Below are 21,750 nucleotides of genomic sequence, written 5' to 3' on the forward strand. Positions count from 1 at the left end.
GTCCACACCTTCGGACGCCCATTCCCGGCGAAGGTTCGCCGCAAGGTCCCGCCCCATGCGCATCGTCACCCCTGAACAATGGTTCGAAGTACAGCCGCTGGCCGACGGCGTGAAGCTGATTCACGAGCCGTTCATCAAGCCGTTCTACCGCTGCAACCTGTGGCACATCAGCGGCCGCGACCGTGACGTGCTGGTGGACACCGGCTCAGGGCTGGTGAGCCTGCGCCAGCAGTTGCCCTGGCTGACCGAGCGGCCGCTGCTGGCGGTGGCCAGCCACAGCCACTTCGACCACATCGCCGGCCACCACGAGTTCAGTGACCGCCTGGCGCACCCGGCCGAAGCCGATATCATGGCCGACCCGCGCAACGACCTGACCCTGGCCGACCTGTGCATCGGCGACCCAATGTTTGACGCCCACCCCGGCTGCCCGCTGTGCTACGAGGAATACCGGGTGAAGGCGGCGCCGGTCACCCGCCTGATCGACGAAGGCGACGTGCTGGACCTTGGCGACCGGGTGCTGGAAGTGCTGCACACCCCCGGCCACTCGCCGGGCGGCATCTGCCTGTGGGAGGCGGCCAGCGGCACGCTGTTCTCCGGCGACATCATCTACGACGGCCCGCTGATCGAGGACGCCTACCACTCCAACCTCGAGCAGTACCGCGCCAGCCTCGAGCGGCTGCAAAACCTGCCGGTGCGTACCGTGCACGGCGGCCACTTCCCGAGTTTTTCCGGGGAGCGCCTGCGCGCAATGATCCACGACTGGCTGGCCGCTCACCCCTGAGCGCGGGCCAGGGCCAGGTACGCCTGCACCGCACCACTGGTTTCATCCGGGCGGCTGAGCATGCTCAGTTCGGTGTGCATGCCGGCGATGGCCAGCGGCTTGTACACCAGCTGCGCCAGGGCCACCTGCACCAGCGGTTCGGGCACCAGCGCCAGGCCCAGGCCCGCGGCGGCCAGGGCCAATACGGTGAGGCTGTTGCCGGCGCGGTGGGCCACCTTGAGGCTGCCGCCCAGGGCCTCACGCAGGCTGGCTTCCAGACTGCGGTCGTGGGGGTCGGCGGCGTACAGAATCATCGGCTCATCGTGCAGCATCGCTGCGGTCAGCAGCGGCTCGCCGGCCAACCGGTGGCTGCGCTCCATGGCCATCAGCAAGGGCCAGCGGCCTACCGCGTCCAGGCGCAGCGGCACGGCCTCGCCCACCACCTGCGCCGGGGTGTAGCCGATGTCCAGCTGGCCGGCCAGCAGCGCCTCGCCCTGGCGTGACGGCGCCACCTCTTCCACCACCAACTCGGCGTCCGGGTAGGCGGCGTGGAAGGCGCGCAGGTCGCTCATCAGCTTGCCGCTGAACACCGCGTTGCCGGCAAAGCCCACCCGCACCCGTCCGGTCTCGCCGCGTAGCGAGCGCTGCACGGTCAACCGCGCATGCTCGGCCTGCTCCAGGGTGCGCCGGGCCTGCTCGCGAAAGGCCTCGCCGGCTTCGGTCAGGCGCACCTGGCGGCTGGTGCGCACGAACAGCGGGCCGCCCAGTTCCTCCTCCAGCGCGCGAATCTGCATGCTCAGCGCCGACTGCACGATATGCACGCGCTCGGCCGCACGGCCGAAATGGCCCTCTTCCGCCACGGCGAGAAAGTACCGCAAGTGCCGCAGTTCCATGGTCGCCCTCAATCAATCATTTAAAGTGATGGATCTGTCAGATCTATCTATTTGAGGTTAACCGCAAACCGGCAGAAGCTGAAGCCCTCACCCACTGAACCGGAACACACCATGAGCCACACCCTGGAAGACCGCCAACAGATCACCGACCTGATCACCGGCTGGATGCACCGCGACCTCGGCAACTGGGACGAGTTGCGCAACCTGTTCCACCCCGACGGCACCGTCGCCGTGACCTGGTTCGAAGGCCTGGCCAGCGACTTCATCGACGGCTCCATCCGCATGGGCGCCTCGACCCTGCGCAACAAGCACTTCATCGCCACGCCCATGGTGACTTTCCACGGCGACAAGGCCATCGCCGAGACCAACTCGATGATCATCGGCGAAGACACCCGCCTGAACCTGGGCTGCAACACCCACGCACGCTTCTACGACCTGGTGGAAAAACGCGACGGCCAGTGGAAGCTGTTCAAGCGCCAGGCCGTCTATGACATGGGCTACTTCACCTTCCCCCTGGGCCCGGTCGAGATCGACAGCGCCGTGGTGGCCAAGTACCCGCGTGAATACGCCAGCCTGGCGTACCTGCTGGAGAAGGCCGGCTTCCCGTTGGGCCGGGTGTTCGCCACCCGTGGGAGTGAGTTGGAACAACAGATGCGCGAACACGCCAAGGCCTGGCTGCACGCGTAAGGCGACGGCGGGCGCAAGCCCGCCGTATCAGAAGGCCAGCTTGTAGCCGATGGACAGCAGCATGAACGCCAGGCACGGGCGCAGCACCGCATCGGGAATGCGCCCGGTGAGCTGGCTGCCCAGGTAGATGCCGGGCAGCGAGCCCATCAGCAGGAAGCCCAGCAGTTCCCAGTTCATGTTGCCCATGCTGGCGTGGCCCAGGCCGGCTACCAGGGTCAGCGGTACCGCGTGGGCAATCTCGGTGCCTACAAGGCGCCGGGTAGGCAGCAGCGGGTAAAGGATAAACAGCGCCACGGTGCCCAGGGCGCCGGCGCCGATGGAAGTCAGGGCCACCATGGTGCCCAGCACCAGGCCCGTGATCACCGTCAGCACGTTCAGGCGCGTGCCGCTGAACAGCGACTTGTCCCCGCCACGGCGGTGGGCGAACGCCAGCAGCTTGTGCTTGAACAGCACCGCCGCCGAGGTCAGCAGCAGCACATAGCCCAACGCCTGGGTGATCAGGCCGTTGAGGGCCTTGGGGTTGGTGTCGAAGCTCTTCAGGAACCACAGCGTCAGCGCCACCGCCGGCACGCTGCCCAGGGTCAACCAGCCGGTCACGCCCCAGTCGATGTTCTTGTTCTTGCGGTGCACCAGCACGCCACCGGACTTGGTGATGGCCGCATACAGCAGGTCAGTACCCACGGCCGTCGCCGGGTTGATGCCGAACCACAACAGGATAGGCGTCATCAGCGAACCGCCACCGACACCGGTCATCCCTACTACAAAGCCGACGATAAGGCCTGCAACCACAAAACCGAAATTACCGACATCCATTGCTGAGCCTTAAACACGCGCAAAAACTGGCGGGCAGGATAGCCGCTTCCGTTATTAACGTTTAGATCGTTATTGACTATGGTTATAACCAAGCTGCGCGCCAAGCGCAGGCTGTCAGCGCATCGGCTCCCAAGGATTGATGAGCTCGATGGGCAGATGCTGAAAATCCTTTGTGTTGCGAGTGGCCAGGGTCACCTTGCGCGACGCGCAAATCGCCGCAATCTGCCCGTCTGCCATTGAAACAGCGCGCCCAGCCGCCCTGCTGTTGGCGATCAGCGCGGCGTACGCCATGGCGGCGTCGGCATCGAAGCTCAGAATGGCATCCGCGAAGTCGTCATTGAACATGGCGATGGCCTGGGTCTGCAGCCGGACCTTGCGCTGCCCGCTTGGCAGGCAGGCAAGCCCGAAGAGCACTTCTGCCACGGTGATGGAGGTGGTTGCCAAGTCACCGGCGTCCTGGTTGTCCAGCCATTCGAGGACATTGGCAGCCGGCGCCGGCCGCATGAGCTCCGAAAGCACGTTGGTGTCGAGGACAATCACCGGAAAAGATCTTCGCCCCGAGGCGCCTCCGAGCGATCCGGCAGCTCTAGCTCGATGGCGTCCTCGGCGAAGCGTGCGTGAATGCGGCTGCCGAACCCGCTTTTCGCGGGGGGTTTCACCAGCGCGCGACGGAGAAGCACCCGAGCTTCCTCCTCCATTGACCGATTATTGTTGGCGGCTTCGATGCGCAGCAACGCCTTCAGGCTGTCTTCGATGTTTCTGATGGTAATACTGGCCATGAGCGCCTCCACATTGCAATCAATGACATCATTGCAATCATAGCAGATGTCGGTGGCAACATTTGTCTTTGTGGGAGCTGGCTTGCCAGCGAGTTTTCAGGGCCTCAACAGCTCGCTGGCAAGCCAGCTCCCACAATACGTAGCAGCAACTATCTTGAACCAGCGTCGTCTGCATCGCGATCGACGACGGTACACGCGCCCCGTAGTAGCGGCCTCCATGACGCAGCCTGGCGGCAGCTGCTACGGGTCAGTTGTTGCGCAGCGCCTTGTGGTTTTGCACCACTTCGTCGATGACCACGCGGAACACCCGTTGCACCACGTCTTCGCTAACGCCGTGCTGCGCCGCCAGCGCTGCGTAGCGCGCGGCCTGGCGGGCTTCGCGGGCCGGGTCCACGGCGTCGAGTTGTTGGCTGGCCTTGAGCTCGCCGACCTTTTGCGTGGCCACGAAGCGCTGGCCCAGCAGGCGGATCACCGCCTCGTCCAACGCGTCGATTTCCGCGCGAAGGGTGTTCAATTCATTGTCTTGCATGGTTCGTGTCCTGTTCAGCGGCGTCCCTGCCAAGGGTTATTTCTGCGCCTTGGGCGAGGCAAACATGTCCCAGGCCAGCGCCAGGGCGCCGGCGGTTATAGCGATGTCAGCGAGGTTGAACACGCCGGTGTGGGCGGCACCGACGTTGATAATCAGGTAATCCACCACGTGGCCGTCGCGGAACACGCGGTCGATCAGGTTGCCGGCGCCGCCCAGGGCAATGGCGTAGACGGCCAGTGCCTTACCGGTGGCGGTGGGCCAGTGCTTCAGCGCCCAATAGCCCGCCCAACCGACCACCACGGCCACGCCGATGATGAAGATCAGTTGCTTGACCAACGGCGGCAGCGCGGCGCCTACGCTGAGAAACGCACCGGGGTTGAGGCTCAACGCCAGCGCCAGGTTGACGGGGTCGTTGCCAAACTTGAAGCTCTGGGTCTGCAAGGCTGCCAGGGCCAACAGCTTGACCAGTTGATCGGCGACGATGAACGCCACCCCGACCAGCAGCACCCACGCGCGGTTCTTCATCCAGCCTTGCATGCACCACTCCCTGTAGAAAAAGCTGCCACCCGAGCGGGCCCAGCGCGGGCGCGACGATAGCGCAGGGGCGGCGGCGCGTCCATCCTACGGCGCCGTGGCGCAATGTCGCCATGCGAGCATCGCATAACTAGACGACCGGTCTGTTTCATGCATAATGGCTGGCATGACATTGACCAAGAAAGCCGAAGCCACCCGCCAGCACATCCTCGACACCGGCCAGCAGCTGGTGCTGCGCAAGGGATTCGTGGGCGTCGGGTTGCTGGAAATCCTCAAGGCCTGCGGGGTACCCAAGGGCTCGTTCTATCATTACTTCCCGTCCAAGGAAGCCTTCGGCTGCGCGCTGTTGCAGCAGTACGTGGCCCAGTACGGCCAGCGCTTGAACGCACTCCTGGCGGCCGACGGCAGCAGCGGCCGCGAGCGGCTGATGCGCTACTGGCAGGCGTGGCTCGCCGAGGCCGGGGAAGACGGCTGGGCTGAAGACTGCCTGGTGGTGAAGCTGGCCGCCGAGGTGGCCGACCTCTCCGAAGACATGCGCCAAGTGCTGGACGCCGGCGTCGCCGCGCTGGTAGCGCGCCTGGCTGCGCTGATTCGCGAAGGCCGCGCCGACGGTTCGCTGCCGGCAGGCGCCGAGCCCCTGGCGCTGGCCCAGGTGCTGTACCAGATGTGGCTGGGCGCCGCGCTGCTGGCCAAGCTGGGCCGCGACAAGACGCCTTTGCACCAGGCCCTGGCCGCCACCGGCGCGCTGCTGGCTTGCCACCCTACCCCTTCCCCCTCGCTGCCCATCCAACAACAAGGAGCTCCACATGCACAGTGCCCTGCACCCCACCTTTGGTGAGCCCGCCGACGTCCTCTGCCTGGGCGACAGCCCTCTGCCCGAGCCAGGCCCCGGCCAGGTCCGGATCAAGACGTTGCTGGCGCCGATCCACAACCACGACCTGTGGACCATCCGCGGCCAGTACGGCTACAAGCCGACGTTGCCGGCCATTGGCGGCAGCGAGGCGGTGGGCGTGATCGACGCCTTGGGCGCAGGCGTGGAAGGCATCGCCCTGGGCCAGCGCTTTACCGTGGCCGCCGTGCATGGCACCTGGGCCGAGTATTTCCTGGCCCCCGCCAAGCTGCTGGTACCGCTGCCACCGGCGATCGCCGACGAGGCCGCGGCGCAGTTGATCGCCATGCCCCTGAGCGCGCTGATGCTGCTGGAATTCCTTGAAGTGCAACCGGGCGATTTCATCCTGCAGAACACCGCCAACGGCGCGGTGGGCAAGACCCTGGCGATGCTGGCTGCCGCGCGCGGCGTCAACACCATCAACCTGGTGCGCCGCGACGCCGGCGTAGCCGAGCTGACCGAACTGGGCATCGGCAACGCCGTGTCCACCGCCCAGGCCGGCTGGCAGGACAAGGTTCGCGCCATTGCCGGTGACGCGCCGATTCGCGCCGCCGTGGATTCGGTGGGCGGCAGCGCCGCCGGCGACCTGCTGGGGCTGCTGGCGGAGAACGGCCTGCTGGTGTCGTTCGGCTCCATGACCGGCGAGCCGATGCAAATCTCTTCCGGCGACCTGATCTTCAAGCAGGCCACGGTCAAGGGGTTCTGGGGCAGCACCGTGGGTGCGAAGTTGTCGGTGGACGAAAAGCGCCGGCTGATCGGCGAACTGCTGCGCCTGGCGGCCAGTGGCGAGCTGAAATTGCCGGTGAAAGCGATCTACGACCTGTCCGACGTGGCCCAGGCCGCAGCCGCCAGCCTGCAGCCCGGCCGCAAGGGCAAGATCCTGCTGCGCCCCTGATACCCCGGACTACAGGATTTCCGTAGCAGCGGCCGCAGGCCGCGTCCAAGGCGCCGCGGTCTTGCAGGAAAACCGCATCGGGCCCGGACGCGGCCTGCGGCCGCTGCTACGCCCCTTGGGCCGCGGCGCGCTTGCGCAGCACCGGTATCGACAACGCTATCAACGACGCCAGCACGCACAACATCCCGGCCACGAAAAACGCCGGGATGTAGCTGGCCATCAAGGTGCGGGTCAGCCCTGCCCCGTACGCCGCGAACGCCGCCCCCAGCTGGTGGCCGGCAAACACCCAGCCAAAGACGATGTTGGCGCGCTCGCTGCCGAAGGTCTGCGCCACCAGCTTGACCGTGGGCGGCACCGTGGCGATCCAGTCCAGGCCATACAACACCGCGAACAGCGACAGCCCCCACACGGTGAAGTCGGTGAACGGCAGCATCATCAGCGCCACCCCGCGCAACCCGTAGTACCAGAACAGCAGCCAGCGGTTGTCGAAACGATCCGACAGCCAGCCCGAGCCCACGGTGCCGAAGAAGTCGCAGATGCCCATCATCGCCAGGATGCCCGCCGCGCTGGTGGCCACCAGGCCATAGTCGCCGCACAGGCTGATGAAGTGGGTCTGCACCAGGCCGTTGGTGCTGGCCCCGCAGACGAAGAAGGTCAGGAACAGCACCCAGAAGGTCCAGCTGCCGCTGACGTCGCGCAGCACGCGCCAGGGGCTGATCAGCATCGCCAGCAGGCTCGCGGCGCCGGCCGGTGCGGGCGCCACCGCACTGTCGCCATACGCCGGCAGGTTCATGTCCGCCGGGCGGTCACGCAGCAGCATCACCACCGCCACGGCCGCTATCGCCATGGCGCAGCAGATGAACGACAGCCCCACCCGCCAGCCATGATGTTCGGTGAGCGACGCCAGCAACGGCATGAACACCAACTGCCCTGTAGCAGTGCTGGCCGACAGCAGCCCCACCACCAGGCCGCGGCGCTGGCTGAACCAGCGCGTGGCCACGGTGGCGCCCAGCACCATGGCGGTGAGCCCGGTGCCCACGCCGATGACCACGCCCCACAGCAGCACCAGCTGCCAGAATTGCGTCATGAACATCGAGCCCAGCAGCCCGCATAACACCACCGCCACGGCCACCAGCACCACCCGGCGCAAGCCGAAGTAGTTCATGAAGGCCGCGGCGAACGGCCCCATCAGGCCGAACAGGGCGAAGCGCACGGCCAGCGCCGAGGAGATCTGCGCGCTGCTCCAGCCGAACTCGCGCTCCAGCGGCACGATGAACACGCCCGGCGCGCCCATGGCGCCAGCCATTACCAGCATGGTCAGGAAGGTCACGGCGGCCACTACCCAGCCGTAGTGGACGTTGCGCGGCGCCAGGCGGCTGGCGACAAAGGTGGAAAGCATGGTCGTTCCTTCAGGGGCCGTGGCCGTCAATGAGTCGGTGCGTACTGCATCTCGCCCTGGCCGAACGACCAGTCTTCGCGGTTGACCTCCACCAGGCTGATCCACACGTCGTCCTTGCGAATGCCGGTGCGCTCGTGGATACCGCTGGCCACCGCCTGGTAGAAGGCTTTTTTAACTTCGGTGCTGCGCCCGGTGTTCCAGGTCACCTGGATGAACACGATGCGTGGCGTGTAGCTGACGCCCAGGTAGCCTTCGGCCGGGTAAACCAGCTCGTCGCTGGCGTGGCGGCTGATGATCTGGAACTTGTCATGGGCCGGCACGTTGGCCGTGCGGGTCATGGCCTCGTAGACCACGTCGCTGATGGCCTTTACGGTGTCGGTGGAGGTGTCCTTGGCTACATCGATGCGCACGAGCGGCATGGCGGCGTTCCTTTTGTCATTGTTAAATAGATGATGAACAACCTTTATACGAACAATGTTTTACAACATGTTGCCATAACCTGCAAGCACGCTCAGCCGTCGTTCACGCACACCTGTTCATGCCACACCTTGAAGCTCGACCAGCGCGGTTGCGGCGGCCCCTGGCGCGACCAGTACAGCACCTGGCCGCGGGCATTGACGCAGAAATAGTCGCCATCGGCTTCGATGAAGGGCAGCAGGTCGCGGGGCACGCCCTGGTGCTTCCAGGCCGTGTGGGCGATATCGATCAGGTCCAGCTCAGCCGAACCCGGCAACACCACGGCAGGCTCGAAGGCGGCGTTGGCGACATCACTGCCGCCCTTGAGGAAGGCCCGGTAGGCCTCGGGGAAGTCCATGCCCAGGCGCTGTTCGGCAGCGTCTATCTCGGCATCGGTGGGAATACGGAACGGGTCGTGACGCATTGGCAAGTGTCCTCATGGCGCATGAGGACACTAAAGCACGGATCCACGCCCGTGGGAAACCGCCGCGGCTCAGGCCTCGCGGGGCTGCCCCACAGGCACCGGGGCCTTGGGCAGGCCATAGCGGTGGGTGATGATGCCGCACCACACCAGCCCGGCCAACGCCAGCACGCCGCCCACCACGCCGACGTTGGCCACGCCCATGTGGCTGCTGACCACGCTGCCCAGCAGCGCGCCGCCGCCGATGCCGACGTTGTAGATGCCCGAATGCAGGGCCATGGCCACGTCGGTGGCGTCCGGCGCCAGGGACAGCACCTTGGCCTGCAGGATCAGGCCGAAGCACATGATCGACATGCCCCACACCACGCTCATGCTGCCCAACCCGGCAGGGTGCCCGGCCAGCGGCAACAGCAGCGCCAGGCACAGGGCCAGGGCGGCGATGGCGAAGACCAGCAGGCCACGGGGGAAGCGGTTGTTGAACAGGCTGAAGACGATTGAACCAATCACCCCGGCGCCGCCGAACAGCAGCAACAGCACGGTGGTCATCTCGCCACTCAGGTGCGCCACCAGCTGGGCGAACGGCTCGATGTAGCTATAGGCGGTGAACTGCGCGGTCACCACCACGGCGGTCAGCAGGTACAGCGACATCAGCGCCGGGCGCTTGAAGATGATCGGCAGGCTCTGCAGCGAGCCGGAGTTCTGGCTGGGCAGCAACGGCAGCGACCGCGCCAGGATCAACACGGTCACCGCCGACACGCCGGCGATGGCCATGAAGGTCATGCGCCAGCCCAGCCACTCGCCCACCACCCGACCCAGGGGAATGCCCAGCACCATGGCCAGCGAAGTACCAGTGGCCAACAGGCCCAGCGCTTGCACCTGCTTGCCCGCCGGCGCCACGCGCACTGCCAGCGACGCGGTGATCGACCAGAACACCGCGTGCGCCACGGCAATGCCGATACGGCTCACCAGCAGCACCGCAAAGCTGGGCGCCAGGCCCGACAGAACGTGGCTGGCGATGAACATCGCGAACACGAACATCAGCAGCTTGCGGCGCTCGATGTTGCGGGTCAGCAGCATCATCGGCAGCGACATCAACGACACCACCCAGGCATACACCGTCAACATCAGGCCGACCTGGGCCGTAGTCATCTGGAAACTGCCGCCGATGGCGCTCAACAGCCCCACCGGGACGAATTCCGTGGTGTTGAAGATAAAGGCGGCCAGCGCCAGGGCGATCACGCTCAGCCAGCTGCCGTTGCGGGTATCGGTGGTGTTCATGAGTGCCGTCATTGCCTCCGCTGGATAAAGGCCTGCCCCCCGAAAAATCCACACACGAACGCCCTGCCCGGGTGATGAATGCCCGGGCAGAGCGCTAGGTCAGATTCTTATGGGTATTGGGGGGTAAAGCCTGATGGGCGTGATTCTACGCTTCGGGCGGTGGGCTCACAACGGGGGGAGGCTTGATGTTGAGCGGTTGGCGACGACTGGGAGGGGGATAACTGCACTGCACTGCACTTGATCTTGATCTTGATCTTGATCTTGATCTTGATCTTGATCTTGCTTTTGATCTCAGGCCCCGTTAAGCGCCAGGGCCGACCGGAGGCGTCGATCAACGGGCTGCCCGAAGGGCCGAGGCCGCAGGCCGAAGAGACGGTATCCCGCCCGCTTTGTTAGCGGGTGCCGTCTGCCCGTTGATCGGCGCCGTAGGGAGGGGACCCGTAGCGCAGCGGAGGGCCCAAGCAGGGGCGAGACCTTTTTGGTGACTTTTTGGCTGGGCCGGCACACCGGGCGACTGCCAAAAAGTTACTCGCCGTAAGGGCGAAACGGTCGGTGGTCGCGCCACGAAAATGGATATGTCCGAATCCCTCAGAAGCGAGATTCGAAAGCCATGCACATATCCGATATCAAGGGTGATGCACAATCACCTTTCCGCCCTTACGGCGGCTCACTTTTTGTCAAACGCCACAAAAAGTAAGCAAAAAAGGCTTGCCCCTGCTTGGGCCCTACGCTGCGCTACGGGTCCCCTCCTTCCGGCGCCGCTCAACGGGCAGACTGATGTGGCCTAATTATCCCGGACACGCCCAAAGGAGCGGTAATCTACCGCTCAACCAAGAGGTGTTCGATGTCCCGACGTAATTTTTCGACAGAGTTCAGGCAAGAGGCAGCAGCCCTTGTTCTTGATAGTGGCTACACCACTCCAGAAGCCTGCAAAGCCATGGGCGTGGGCCCGACCGCACTGCGTCGGTGGGTGGAACAACTCCGCCAAGAGCGTTTTGGCATCACCCCTGAAACGGCCTCTGCCATGACGCCTGAACAACAGCAAATCCAGGCGCTGCAGGTAAAAATCCGCAAGCTCGAGCTGGAGAAGGAAATCTTAAAAAAGGCTACCGCTCTCTTGATGAACGATTCCCTCGATCGAAGGCTTTGATCGATGCGTTAAGTGAGCGTTTCTCGGTGACTGATTTGTGTCGTGTTTTTGGGGTAAGCCGCAGCGGTTATTACGAGCATCTCAAGCGCCGCAATTGCCCCGATCCAGACCGGGAACGGCTGAAAACGTTGGCCACAGGGCTGCACGCCGAAAGTCGAGGCTCCATGGGCGCACGAGTATTGTCTGCGGCGCTCAAGGCCCAGGGCGAACAGGTGGGGCGTTTTTTGGCCGGGCGGTTAATGGCCGAGGCTGATTTGCGGAGCATTCAACGTCGGCCAAACCCTTATCGCCTGGCCACGGTGGAGGCAAAATTTGCACCCAATCTATTGGAGCGCCAGTTCGAAGTGTCGGCGCCCAATCGGGTTTGGTGTGGTGATATCACCTATATCTGGGCGGGGACGCATTGGCTCTATCTGGCGGCTGTCCTCGATCTGTATGCCCGGCGGATCGTGGGTTGGGCCATCTCCAAAAGCCCCGATTCGGCATTGGCGTGCAAGGCATTGGAGCTGGCTTATCAGGCCCGCGGAATGCCCGACAAGGTCATGTTTCATTCGGATCAAGGCTGTCAGTACAGCAGTGAGCTGTTTCGCGACAAGCTTGAAGGATTCGGGATGAGGCAAAGCATGAGCCGGCGTGGAAACTGCTGGGATAATGCACCGATGGAGCGTTTTTTCAGCAGCCTGAAGTCAGAATGGATACCCAAGAAAGGCTACCAGGACGAGGCGAAGGCCAGGCCGGATGTGCTTCGATACGTGATCCATCATTACAACCAGGTCCGGCTTCATAGCCATAACGAGTACCGCACGCCGGTGGAGCATGAAAGGCTGGCGGCGTAGCTCCTAAACAAATGTCCGGGATTGGTTGACCAGATCAGACGGCACCCGCTATAGAAGCCTGCGGGTTACCGTCTCTTCGGCCTGCGGCCTCGGCCCTTCGGGCAGCCCGTTGATCGACGCCTCCAGTCGGCCCGGGCGCTTTACGGGGCATACAATCAAGATCAAAAGCCAGATCAAAAGCAAAATCAAGAGCCAGATCACAAGCCAGATCACAAACCAAAGCAAAAGCGCTGCATTCCATTATCCTGAACACCCGCAACGATTCCAGGCATGCAAAATTTAAAACACAGGATGCAAAAACCGATAAAAACCCGAAAAACAAGGGCTTTCACGGCAAGAAACGAAAAATATTTTGGACGCAAATCACCGGGAAGTGTTTGACATAATAAACGGCTGTGGCAGGCTATCACCCAGGCTACCGACCGGCGTGGACATTTTGTCGCACAGCCGGCAGTGCTCGGAGCCTCAGGTAGCGCCTGTTTCATCCGCGGCGCGCCTGCACAAAAACGATAGGCCGTGCCTGTCCCAAGGTGATATATGTCCAACAGCAACATTGGCAATAACAAACAAAAATTCCGCAAACCCGTCGTCCTCATGTCCATGGGTGCCCAGGAACGCAAAGGGCACGACTACCAGATCATGACCCACAAATACATCGTCCCCATCGTCGACCACGCCGGCTGCGTGCCCGTGCTGGTGCCCACCTGCTGCGGCACCGACGACCTGGAACAGTACCTGGACATGGCCGACGGCGTGTACCTGACCGGCGCCGGCAGCAACATCGACCCGTCGCTGTACGGCCAGGACAACCAGACCCCCGGCAAGGCCCAGGACCGCGACCGCGACCTGTTCGACCTGCCGCTGGTGCGTGCCGCCCTGGCCCGTGGCCTGCCGATCTTCGGCATCTGCCGCGGCATGCAGGAGATCAACGTGGCGCTGGGCGGCGACATGTACCAGAAGGTCTACGCCGAGCCCGGCTTCAACGACCACCGCGAAAACAGCGAAGACCCGGTCGAGGTGCAGTACGCCCCGGCGCACAGCGTGCAGGTCACCGCCAACAGCTGGCTGCACTCGCTGCTGGGCACCGACTCGATCCGCGTCAACTCGCTGCACGGCCAGGGCCTGAAAACCCTGGGCAAGGGCCTGGAAGCCATCGCCCGCGCCGAAGACGGCCTGGTGGAAGCCATTCACGGCCCGAGCCTGTCGTCGTTCCTGTTCGCGGTGCAATGGCACCCCGAGTGGCAAGCCGCGAAGAACCCCGATTCGGTGAAAATCTTCGAAGCCTTCGGCCAGGCCTGCCGCCGCCAGGTGCAGAAGAAGGCCGGCGCCTACGGCAGCGCCGCCTGATCAAGGGCAACACCACCCCGCAGGAGCCGGCCTTGGCCGTGATGCAAGCGCCGCGGCGTACCAGACGCGGCGCCATCGCGCCCAAGGCCGCTGCTGCGGGGCCTCACGCAATACCGTTTTCCTCCTCGCCCGGCCTCTGCGTCGGGCTTTTTTCATCTGCGGCGCTTTGACGCACCCCCTCCCCGCCCGGTACATTTGCCTGCATTCGCGACGTGGAGCTCGACATGCCTGGTTCAGCAAGAAACACCGCGCTACTGTGGATCGTGGCCTCGGGTTTCTTCATGCAGACCCTCGACACCACCATCGTCAACACCGCCCTGCCCTCCATGGCCAACGCCCTGGGCGAACAGCCGCTGGACATGCTGCCGGTGGTGGTGGCGTATTCGCTGACCATGGCCATGCTCACCCCCGCCTCCGGCTGGCTGGCCGACCGTTTCGGCACCCGGCGCATCTACTTCCTGGCCATCCTGCTGTTCGTCATCGGCTCGGTGCTGTGCGCCGCCTCGCAAAGCCTTCCCGAACTGGTCACCGCCCGCGTGGTGCAAGGCATCGGCGGCTCCATGCTGCTGCCCATCGGCCGCCTGGCGGTGCTGCGCAGTGTCACCGGCGAGCAGTACATCGCCGCCCTGGCCATGGTTTCAGTGGCCGGCCAGGTGGGCCCGCTGATCGGCCCGGTGCTGGGCGGCTGGATCTCCCAGAGCCTGGCCTGGAACTGGATTTTCCTGATCAACATACCCATCGGCGTGCTGGGCATGGTGGCGGTACGGCGCTTCCTCACGGATGACGCCCTGACCCAGCCGCCGCCCTTCGACTTCGTCGGCTGCGGCCTGCTGTCGTTATGCATGGCGGCGTTCTCGCTGGCCCTGGACGTGCCCGGCGACCGTCACCAGGGCCTGCTCAGCGCCGTGCTGTTTGGCGTCGCCCTGGCCGCGGCGCTGTGCTACATCCCCCACGCCCGCAGGCGGCAGAACCCGCTGTTCTCCCTGGCGCTGTTCGGCCAGCGCAATTTCAGCGTCGGCCTGGTCGGTAACCTGTTGTGCCGCATCGGCTCCGGCGCCGTGCCTTTCCTGCTGCCGCTGCTGATGCAACTGCAACTGGGCTATTCGCCGCTGCACTCGGGCCTGATGCTGCTGCCGGCGGCGGTGGGCGGCATTCTTTCCAAGCGCTACGTGGTGCCGCTGGTGCAGCATTTCGGCTACAACCGCTTCCTGCTGGTGAACACCGTGCTGGTGGGCGCCAGCATCGCCTCGTTCGGGCTGATCTCCCCCGGCTGGCCGCTGGCCCTGGAAATTCTGCAGATCGGCATATTCGGCGCCAGCAACTCCATGCAGTTCGCCGCCATGAACAGCGTCACCCTCAAGGGCCTGGGCGCCCGCGACGCCGGCAGCGGCAACAGCCTGTTCTCCATGGTGCAGATCTTGGCCATCGGCCTGGGGGTGATCATCGGCGGTGGGGTGGTCAACCTGCTGTCGGCCAGCGCCGGCGAGGCAGCCATGGCTTACCGCTGGGCGTTCATCGTCACCGGGCTGTTCACCCTGGCCTCCGGGCTGATTTTCCGCGCGCTGGAAACCGAGCGACAGCTGGCACCCTCGCGGTAACCGCCCCGTCGTGTTTATTGCGTAGACTCAGGAGACCCGCCCACGCCCCCGAGGGTCGCCGCCCATGCCCAAGACCCGCGTCCCCGCCCTGTTGCTGCGCATCGAACTGGCCGACATAGAACCGGTGATCTGGCGCCACCTGCTGGTGCCCCCCGGCATTACCCTGCCGCACCTGCACCAGGCGCTGCAGGCCGCCCTGGGCTGGCACGACATGCACCTGCACGAGTTCCACATCCAGGGCGCCACCTACGGCGTGCCGGACACTGACGGCCCGCCGCTGAACGATGAAGCCGGCGTGACGCTGGCCCATGCCTTGGGCACCGCCAGCACCTTCAGCTACGTGTATGACATGGGTGACGAATGGGAACACCAGATCAGCGTCATGCCGTACCTGCCCAGCAACCCACCGGCCGAACTGCCGCGCTGCCTGGACGGCGCCAACGCCGGGCCTCCCGAGGACGCCGGCGGCCCCGGCGGCTACAGCCAGTTCGTCGAGGCCATGGCCGACCCGCTGCACCCCGAGCACGAGGCCATGCTGGACTGGCACGGCCAGCCCTTCGATGCCAGCACCTGGGACATCGACCGGGTCAACAAGCGCCTCAAGCGCCTGCGCCACACCTGGGACCGCGATGACTTGAACGAACGCTGAACAGAGCAACACTTTCATGCCACGACCACCCCGCCACGACACTCCTTTCACAACTACGTAAAAGGAAATGTCTAGCATCGCCGGGACTTGATCGAGCGTATGGATTAAAGATGGATCACGCCCCCCGCATTCGGCTGCACGCACTACTGATTTTCTTCGTTGCCCTGGCGCTGTTCAGCCTGGGCATCTGGAACGAGCAACCCCAGGGCTTCGACGGCCGCTGGGCGCTGTTCCTGCAGGAGATGTTCCGCCACGGGCCCAGCCTGTTCCCCACCACCTACGGCCAGCCCTACGCCGACTACCCCGGCACGGCCACCTTCATGAGCTACCTGTGCGCGCGGCTGTTCGGCGCACCCAACCACCTGGCCAACGTGCTGCCCACCGCCATTGCCTCGGCCGGCGTGTTGGCCCTGCTGTACCGCCTGCTGGCGCCGTTCAGTCGCGCCTGGGGCCTGCTGGCGGTGCTGCTGACCGCGCTCACCACCCAGTGGCTGGAGAAGTCGCGCTCGGTGTGCCTGGACCAGATGAGCGCACTGCTGTGCCTGGCCTGCTTCTACCTGCTGCACCGCAGCGAGCAACTCGGCTCGCGAGTGCTGCGCGGGTCGGTGTTCCCGTTGTTCGCACTGGGCTTCGCCATTCGCGGGCCCCTGGGGCTAGTGGAAGTGTGCGGCGTGGCCTGCACCTATTGGGCCCTGGGCGTGGCGCCCGACCGTGCCGCGGCCGTGCTGCGCATCAAGCGCGTGCTCGGCTATGGCGTGGTCGGCCTGCTGCTGATGGGCGGTGGCTGGTGGCTGCTGATGGAACTGGCGCGCATCGCCGGCGGCGACAGCTTCGCCCAGGACGTGCGCAACATGCAGGTGGGCGGCCGCCTGGATGAAAGCGGCAAGCCGTTCTTCTTCTACTTCCAGCTGAGCCTGTACCGCTACTTCCCAGTGGTGCCCCTGGCCCTGGCCACGCTGATTGCCCTGCGCCACCGCTGGCGCACCCGCGGCCAGGACGCCGACGTGCAACTGGCCATCCGCCTGGGCGCCTGCGGCCTGATGATTCTGCTGGGGCTGTCGGTGCCGCACTTCAAGCGCGCCTACTACGTGCTGCCGATGGTGCCGCTGTTCGCCGCCGTCGCCGCCTACGGCCTGCTCAATGCCCAGGGCTGGCTGGCACGGGTGGGGCGCGCCTACCAGTGGCTGGTGGCCGTGCTGCCGGGGCTGGGCATCATCATCGTGTTCACCTGCCACCACCTGTGGCGCAAGCATGACTACTGGCCGGACGTGTCGCTGTTCCTGCTGGTCGGCGGCCTGGTGCTGCTGCAGTTCGCCGCCCTGTGGGCCTGGTGCAGCAGTGCCGAACGCGCGCGGCGCCTGGTGCTGCTGAGCCTGGTGGCACTGGCTGCGCAATGGTGGCTGCTGGTGAAGATGGTGGAGCCCGAGCAGGACCGCCAGTTCGACACGCAAACCTTCGTGCAGCACGTGGAAGGCCTGCGCGCGGCCAACCCGGGCACCCTGGTGTTCGTCAACCTGGGCCGCGACACCTGGGCGGTGCGCTACATGATGAACCTGGACCATGACGAGGTGCCGACGCCGCTGTTCGTCGACGCCGTGGACCCGGCCAAACTGCCGCACCCGGCCTGGGTGATCGTGGCGCGCAGCGAGCGTAATTTGGTGCCGGGCCTTGAGCCTGTGTACAGCGGCAAGCTCAACGGCAATGCGCTGCTGGTGTTCCAGGTCCCATAAACACCAAAATCCCCCCATAAAAAAACGGGGCGCTTCAAGCGCCCCGTTTTTTCATTCCATCAACCCTGGATCAGGTTGGGAATATCGACCTTCGGGTTCACGTCGGCGTCGTAGTCGACACCGGCGATCTCGAAGCCGAACAAGCGCAGGAACTCATGCTTGTAACCGGCGAAGTCGGTCAGGTCGCTGAGGTTCTCGGTGGTCACTTCGTTCCACAGCGCCTCAACCTTGGCCTGTACTTCCGGGGCCAGTTCCTTGTAGTCGGCGCGCAGGCGGCCGTCGGCGTCCAGGATCGGCTGGGCGTTGTACAGGCTGTCCTTGAACAGGCCGTAGACCTGCTCGATGCAGCCTTCGTGGGTGCCCTGCTCTTTCATCACCTTGAACAGCAGCGACAGGTACAGCGGCATGATCGGGATGGCCGAGCTGGCCTGGGTAACCACGGCCTTGAGCACCGACACGCGCGCGTCGCCGCCCAGCGGGGCGAGGTTCTCGCGGATGTTCAGGACTTTTTTGTCCAGGTCCTTCTTGGCTTCGCCAATCGAACCGTTCCAGTAGATGTCGTGGGTCAGCTTCTCGCCCAGGTAGGTGAACGCGGTGGTCTTGGCGCCTTCGGCCAGTACACCGGCTTCCTGCAGCGCGTCCATCCACATCTTCCAGTCTTCACCGCCCATGACGGCCACGGTGCCGTCGATCTCGGCCTGGGAAGCGGGTTCCAGGGTGGTCTCTTCGACGGTGCCCTTGTCAGTGTTGACGCCGCGCTGGGTCACGGACTTGCCCAGTGGCTTGAGGGTCGAGCTCAGCAGTTCGCCGGTCTTGGGGTGCAGGCGGCGCGGGGCAGCCAGGCTGTAGACCACCAGGTCAATCTTGCCCAGGTCCTGCTTGATGGCCTCGATGGTCTGGCGCTTGATCTCGTCGGAGAACGCGTCGCCGTTGATGCTCTTGGCGTACAGGCCTTCGGCCTCGGCAAACTTGTGGAAGGCCGCGGTGTTGTACCAGCCGGCGGTGCCAGCCTTCTTCTCGTCACCTTCGCGCTCGAAGAACACGCCCAGGGTCTTGGCACCGCAACCGAAGGCGGCGCTGATGCGCGCGGCCAGGCCGTAGCCGGTGGAAGCACCCAGCACCAGCACATTCTTCGGGCCATCGCTGATGGCGCCGTGCTGCTTCACGTAGTCGATCTGTTCCTTGACGTTCGCTTCGCAGCCAGTGGGATGTGTGGTCACGCAGACGAAGCCGCGAACGCGTGGTTTGATGATCATGTATAGAGCTCCCTATGCGGTGTGCTGTGGGCCAGTGTCGCGCCCATGTCTGTTTCATAGACGCCCGTAACGGCTGCGCGTCACGGGCAATGACGACAAATATGAAGTGGGCGCATTGTAAACGGATTTTCCTGCCGTGCGCGCCACCCTCCACAACCGCCACGACGATCGCCGTAGCCGCTGCCGCCAGGCTGCGCTGGCCAGCCAGTACACGGAACATCTTCAGCGTGGTTCAGGGCCAGCGCAGCCTTCGGCAGCGGCTACGGTCCGTGTCGCCACGGGGGAATACAGCAGCGCCGGAAGGAAGGCGAACGTCGACACCAGCACCGCCGCCAGGCTCAGCAACAGCAGCAGGCCCATGCTGGCCGTGCCCGGGTGCCGGGCGATGGCCAGGCTGCCGAAGGCGGTGCCGGTGGTCAGCGCCGAGAACAGCACCGCCCGCGCCGTGGGCGAGCCCAGGCACTGGCGCTGGCCGGCACGGGCGTTCATCACGAAGTAGATGTTGAACGACACGCCCACCCCCAGCAGCAACGGCAGGGCAATGATGTTGGCGAAGTTCAGCGACATGCCCAGCAGCCGCGCGAACAGCGCCGTGAGCAGCGCCGACATCAGCAGCGTGGCCAGCACCAGCACCATGTCGCGCAGCCGCCGCAACACCAGCACCAGCACCACGGCGATGGCCAGGGTGGCGTACAGCGCCGCCTGTTCGAACGCCTGCAGAATCGTGTCGGCGGCCTGCACCGTGTCCAGCGCGGCCCCCACCGCCTGCGGCGCGACCTTCTGCACGCTGGCCACAAAGCGCCGCAAGCCCTCGGTGCTCTGGGCCTGGGCGCCGGGGGTGACCTGCACGCGCACCTGGCCATCGGCGGTGAACCAGTCGCGCCGCAACCCTTCGGGCAGGCCCTCGGCGCTGATGGGCTGCGCCGCCAGCGAATCGGCCAGGCGCTTGAAGGTCACCGGCAGGAACTGCGCCAGCGCCTGGTTGGCCAGCAGCAAGGCACTGTCCGGGCCCCGTGCCAGGCCGTCGAGCGCCGCGCTGATGCGCGCCAGCGGCGTGCCGGGCGGCACCTGGGCGCCAAGGCCGGTAATGGCCGCATGGGTGTGCGCCGCCGCCTCGCGCAGTTGCGCCGCGGTGGGCGCAGGCAAGGCCTGGCGCGGTTCGAGCACGCCATACATCAGGTCCAGCGCCTGGCGAATCTGGTCCAGTTGCTGGGTCTGGTTCAAGGGCACGAAATCGGCCCCCGAGACCACCTGCGCCACGTCGGGCAAGGCGCTCAGGCGGGCACTGAGGATGCGCGCGCTGTCCAGGTCCGGGGCCAGCACGTTGAGGGTGAAGGGGTTGGTGTTGGGGTCGTCCATCAGCCCGGTGAGCGTCAGCATGGCCTCGGTGTCGGCGCGCTTGGTGTGCAGCGGGTTGGCGTCGAAGGGCAGGCTGAGGGCGCTGTACAGGCCGGCCACGGCCAGCAGCCCGAACACCCTCAGCACCGGCCAGCGCCGCCGCGCCAGCCAGGCATCACCGCGGTGCCCGCCGGGCAGGCCGGTCTCACCGGCGCTGGCACGGCGGCTGCGCGGCAGCAGGCCAAGCAACGCCGGCAGCACGGTCAGGGTGCAGGCCAGGGCCAGCAGCATGCCGACCCCGGCAATGCTGCCCAGCTCGGCCATGCCGCTGAACGAAGTGGGCGCGAACGCCAGGAAGCCGCAGGCGGTGGCCAGGGCCGCCAGGCCGATCTGCCCACCCACCTCCAGCCCGGTCAGCCGCAGGCTGGCCGCAAGGCTTTGCCCGGGCTGCTCCAGCGCCCGCAGGCGCACGCCGAACTGGATGCCGAAATCCACCGCCAGGCCAATGAACAGCACCGCAAAGGCCACCGACACCAGGTTCAAACGCCCCACCGCCAACGCCGCGTAGCCCAGGGTGTAGACCAGCCCCAGCACCAGGGTCAACAGCACCGCCAGCACGGTCTGCCAGGTGCGCAGCGCCAGCACCAGCAACACGATCACCAGCAGGCCGCCGCCCAGCGCAATGGGCACCGCGCGGTCACTCAGCGACTCGAATTCCTCGTCCGCCAGCGGCACCGAGCCGGTGTAGTTGACCTGCACCCGCCCGGCCTTGACCTCGGGGAGCGCGGCGGCCAGTTGCAGCAATGCGGCCGTGGCCGCCTGCCCAGGCTCCAGCGCCTCGTGGTCAAGCACCGGTTGCAGCAGAATCAGTTGCAGCCCACCGCTGCGGCCGGCCAGTTGCGGGGTGAGCAGCGCCTGCCAGGACAACGGCACCGGGCGCCCGGCCTGGGCCTGCTCGAAAGTGTCGGCGACCCGGCCCAGGGCAACGTTGTAGGGCACCAGGTCCATACCCATGCTCACGCCCTCCACCAGCCGGTCCAGGGCCTTGAGCAGCCCGCGGGCGCTGGGGTCGGCGGCCAGCGGGTCGAGCAGCTGGCCGCCCTGGGTCATGCTGTCGATGACGCTGTAGAGCTCGTCGGGGGGCAGCAGCATCAGCCCCTCGCGGTCGAAGAAGGTGCTGATGCCCGGCGTCGACACCTCGCGGAAATGCGCGTTGTCCGCCGCCAGTTGCCCCGCCAGGGTGACCGCCGCGTCGTGGGCCTCCTCGTCGCTGGGCGCGCGGATAACCACCACCAGGGTGTCGCTGAACTGCGGAAACTGCCGGGCGAACGCCTGGCTCTGCTGGCGCCAGGGCAGGTCATCGGCAAACAGGTGGTCGGCGTCGGTGTCCATGCTCAGCCGGTGGCTGGCGGCCTGCAGGCTCAGCAGCGCCAACAGCGCGGCGACCACCAACACCGTCCAGGGCCGGCGGGCGCAGTGGTGGACCAGGGTGGCGATGAGCTGATGCACGCCC

At 65.6% G+C, this 21,750-nt stretch carries 21 protein-coding genes; 9 read left to right on the forward strand and 12 right to left on the reverse strand.

From position 1 onward, the window contains the following. Positions 1 to 55: 55 nt before the first annotated feature. Positions 56 to 781, forward strand: coding sequence for an MBL fold metallo-hydrolase (locus tag RAM80_RS03280; RefSeq protein ID WP_416424803.1), 726 nt, complete (start codon positions 56 to 58; stop codon positions 779 to 781). Here RAM80_RS03280 and RAM80_RS03285 read toward each other — a convergent pair. Then, a complete protein-coding gene (locus RAM80_RS03285) occupies positions 772 to 1,653 on the reverse strand; it encodes a LysR substrate-binding domain-containing protein (RefSeq protein WP_416424804.1) in 882 nt (293 codons plus the stop codon). The two genes, RAM80_RS03280 and RAM80_RS03285, sit on opposite strands and share 10 nt — an antisense overlap. A 111-nt stretch (positions 1,654 to 1,764) precedes the next feature. Here RAM80_RS03285 and RAM80_RS03290 point away from each other — a divergent pair, with 111 nt between their 5' ends. Then, the gene (locus tag RAM80_RS03290) at positions 1,765 to 2,340 is read left to right on the forward strand and encodes a nuclear transport factor 2 family protein (protein ID WP_416424805.1); all 576 of its coding nucleotides are present in this window, start codon (positions 1,765 to 1,767) and stop codon (positions 2,338 to 2,340) included. Positions 2,341 to 2,367: 27 nt separating this feature from the next. Here RAM80_RS03290 and RAM80_RS03295 read toward each other — a convergent pair whose 3' ends face one another. The 5 genes from RAM80_RS03295 to RAM80_RS03315 form a co-directional block, all read right to left on the reverse strand. Continuing rightward, positions 2,368 to 3,153: a sulfite exporter TauE/SafE family protein gene (locus RAM80_RS03295; RefSeq protein ID WP_416424806.1), complete on the reverse strand. Its 786-nt coding sequence runs from the start codon at positions 3,151 to 3,153 to the stop codon at positions 2,368 to 2,370. Positions 3,154 to 3,267: 114 nt separating this feature from the next. Then, on the reverse strand, positions 3,268 to 3,693 hold the full coding sequence (locus RAM80_RS03300; protein WP_416424807.1) for a type II toxin-antitoxin system VapC family toxin: 426 nt from the start codon (positions 3,691 to 3,693) through the stop codon (positions 3,268 to 3,270). Further along, positions 3,690 to 3,932 carry a FitA-like ribbon-helix-helix domain-containing protein gene (locus tag RAM80_RS03305; protein WP_416424808.1) on the reverse strand — a complete coding sequence of 81 codons (243 nt, stop codon included), beginning with the start codon at positions 3,930 to 3,932 and terminating at the stop codon, positions 3,690 to 3,692. The genes RAM80_RS03300 and RAM80_RS03305 overlap by 4 nt, the downstream gene beginning before the upstream one ends. Positions 3,933 to 4,179: 247 nt before the next feature. Next, positions 4,180 to 4,461 (reverse strand): chorismate mutase, encoded by a 282-nt coding sequence (locus RAM80_RS03310; protein ID WP_416424809.1) that lies wholly within the window; start codon positions 4,459 to 4,461, stop codon positions 4,180 to 4,182. A 36-nt stretch (positions 4,462 to 4,497) separates the two neighbouring features. Next, on the reverse strand, positions 4,498 to 4,998 hold the full coding sequence (locus tag RAM80_RS03315; protein ID WP_416424810.1) for a signal peptidase II: 501 nt from the start codon (positions 4,996 to 4,998) through the stop codon (positions 4,498 to 4,500). Between the two features lie 163 nt (positions 4,999 to 5,161). On the opposite strand from RAM80_RS03315, the gene RAM80_RS03320 reads away from it, so the two are divergent. Both RAM80_RS03320 and RAM80_RS03325 read left to right on the forward strand, forming a co-directional pair. Then, positions 5,162 to 5,833 (forward strand): TetR/AcrR family transcriptional regulator, encoded by a 672-nt coding sequence (locus RAM80_RS03320; RefSeq protein ID WP_416424811.1) that lies wholly within the window; start codon positions 5,162 to 5,164, stop codon positions 5,831 to 5,833. Next, positions 5,802 to 6,779, forward strand: a complete 978-nt coding sequence (locus RAM80_RS03325) for a zinc-binding dehydrogenase (RefSeq protein WP_416424812.1) — start codon at positions 5,802 to 5,804, stop codon at positions 6,777 to 6,779. The genes RAM80_RS03320 and RAM80_RS03325 overlap by 32 nt, the downstream gene beginning before the upstream one ends. 106 nt (positions 6,780 to 6,885) lie before the next feature. On the opposite strand, the gene RAM80_RS03330 is transcribed toward RAM80_RS03325, so the two are convergent. From RAM80_RS03330 to RAM80_RS03345, 4 genes are all read right to left on the reverse strand, one after another. Continuing rightward, on the reverse strand, positions 6,886 to 8,178 hold the full coding sequence (locus RAM80_RS03330) for an MFS transporter (RefSeq protein ID WP_416424813.1): 1,293 nt from the start codon (positions 8,176 to 8,178) through the stop codon (positions 6,886 to 6,888). Between the two features lie 26 nt (positions 8,179 to 8,204). Further along, positions 8,205 to 8,597, reverse strand: a complete 393-nt coding sequence (locus RAM80_RS03335) for a tautomerase family protein (protein WP_416424814.1) — start codon at positions 8,595 to 8,597, stop codon at positions 8,205 to 8,207. 92 nt (positions 8,598 to 8,689) lie between these two features. After that, positions 8,690 to 9,058 carry an SMI1/KNR4 family protein gene (locus RAM80_RS03340; RefSeq protein WP_416424815.1) on the reverse strand — a complete coding sequence of 123 codons (369 nt, stop codon included), beginning with the start codon at positions 9,056 to 9,058 and terminating at the stop codon, positions 8,690 to 8,692. A 69-nt stretch (positions 9,059 to 9,127) separates the two neighbouring features. Next, the gene (locus RAM80_RS03345) at positions 9,128 to 10,333 is read right to left on the reverse strand and encodes a sugar transporter (RefSeq protein WP_416424816.1); all 1,206 of its coding nucleotides are present in this window, start codon (positions 10,331 to 10,333) and stop codon (positions 9,128 to 9,130) included. 844 nt (positions 10,334 to 11,177) lie between these two features. Here RAM80_RS03345 and RAM80_RS03350 point away from each other — a divergent pair. The 5 genes from RAM80_RS03350 (at position 11,178) to RAM80_RS03370 (ending at position 17,643) form a co-directional block, all read left to right on the forward strand. Continuing rightward, positions 11,178 to 12,319, forward strand: a protein-coding gene (locus RAM80_RS03350; RefSeq protein WP_416424817.1) for an IS3 family transposase whose coding sequence is annotated in 2 segments (ribosomal slippage) — positions 11,178 to 11,427 and positions 11,427 to 12,319 — 1,143 coding nt in all. Because the reading frame shifts where the segments join, the coding sequence is not laid out codon by codon here. A gap of 537 nt (positions 12,320 to 12,856) precedes the next feature. Beyond that, positions 12,857 to 13,666 carry a gamma-glutamyl-gamma-aminobutyrate hydrolase family protein gene (locus tag RAM80_RS03355; RefSeq protein WP_416424818.1) on the forward strand — a complete coding sequence of 270 codons (810 nt, stop codon included), beginning with the start codon at positions 12,857 to 12,859 and terminating at the stop codon, positions 13,664 to 13,666. 224 nt (positions 13,667 to 13,890) lie between these two features. Then, positions 13,891 to 15,264, forward strand: a complete 1,374-nt coding sequence (locus RAM80_RS03360) for a DHA2 family efflux MFS transporter permease subunit (RefSeq protein ID WP_416424819.1) — start codon at positions 13,891 to 13,893, stop codon at positions 15,262 to 15,264. A 64-nt stretch (positions 15,265 to 15,328) separates the two neighbouring features. Further along, a complete protein-coding gene (locus tag RAM80_RS03365) occupies positions 15,329 to 15,913 on the forward strand; it encodes a plasmid pRiA4b ORF-3 family protein (protein WP_416424820.1) in 585 nt (194 codons plus the stop codon). A 110-nt stretch (positions 15,914 to 16,023) separates the two neighbouring features. Then, positions 16,024 to 17,643 (forward strand): ArnT family glycosyltransferase, encoded by a 1,620-nt coding sequence (locus RAM80_RS03370; RefSeq protein ID WP_416424821.1) that lies wholly within the window; start codon positions 16,024 to 16,026, stop codon positions 17,641 to 17,643. Between the two features lie 59 nt (positions 17,644 to 17,702). Here the strand turns inward: RAM80_RS03370 and fabV are convergent, their stop codons facing one another. Both fabV and RAM80_RS03380 read right to left on the reverse strand, forming a co-directional pair. After that, positions 17,703 to 18,899, reverse strand: coding sequence for an enoyl-ACP reductase FabV (fabV, locus tag RAM80_RS03375; RefSeq protein WP_416424822.1), 1,197 nt, complete (start codon positions 18,897 to 18,899; stop codon positions 17,703 to 17,705). Between the two features lie 222 nt (positions 18,900 to 19,121). After that, positions 19,122 to 21,746 (reverse strand): MMPL family transporter, encoded by a 2,625-nt coding sequence (locus RAM80_RS03380; protein ID WP_416424823.1) that lies wholly within the window; start codon positions 21,744 to 21,746, stop codon positions 19,122 to 19,124. Positions 21,747 to 21,750 lie beyond the last annotated feature (4 nt).

Origin of the sequence: Pseudomonas sp. App30 (assembly GCF_047947025.1) — a bacterium.
In the GTDB taxonomy this organism is placed as follows: Bacteria; Pseudomonadota; Gammaproteobacteria; order Pseudomonadales; family Pseudomonadaceae; genus Aquipseudomonas.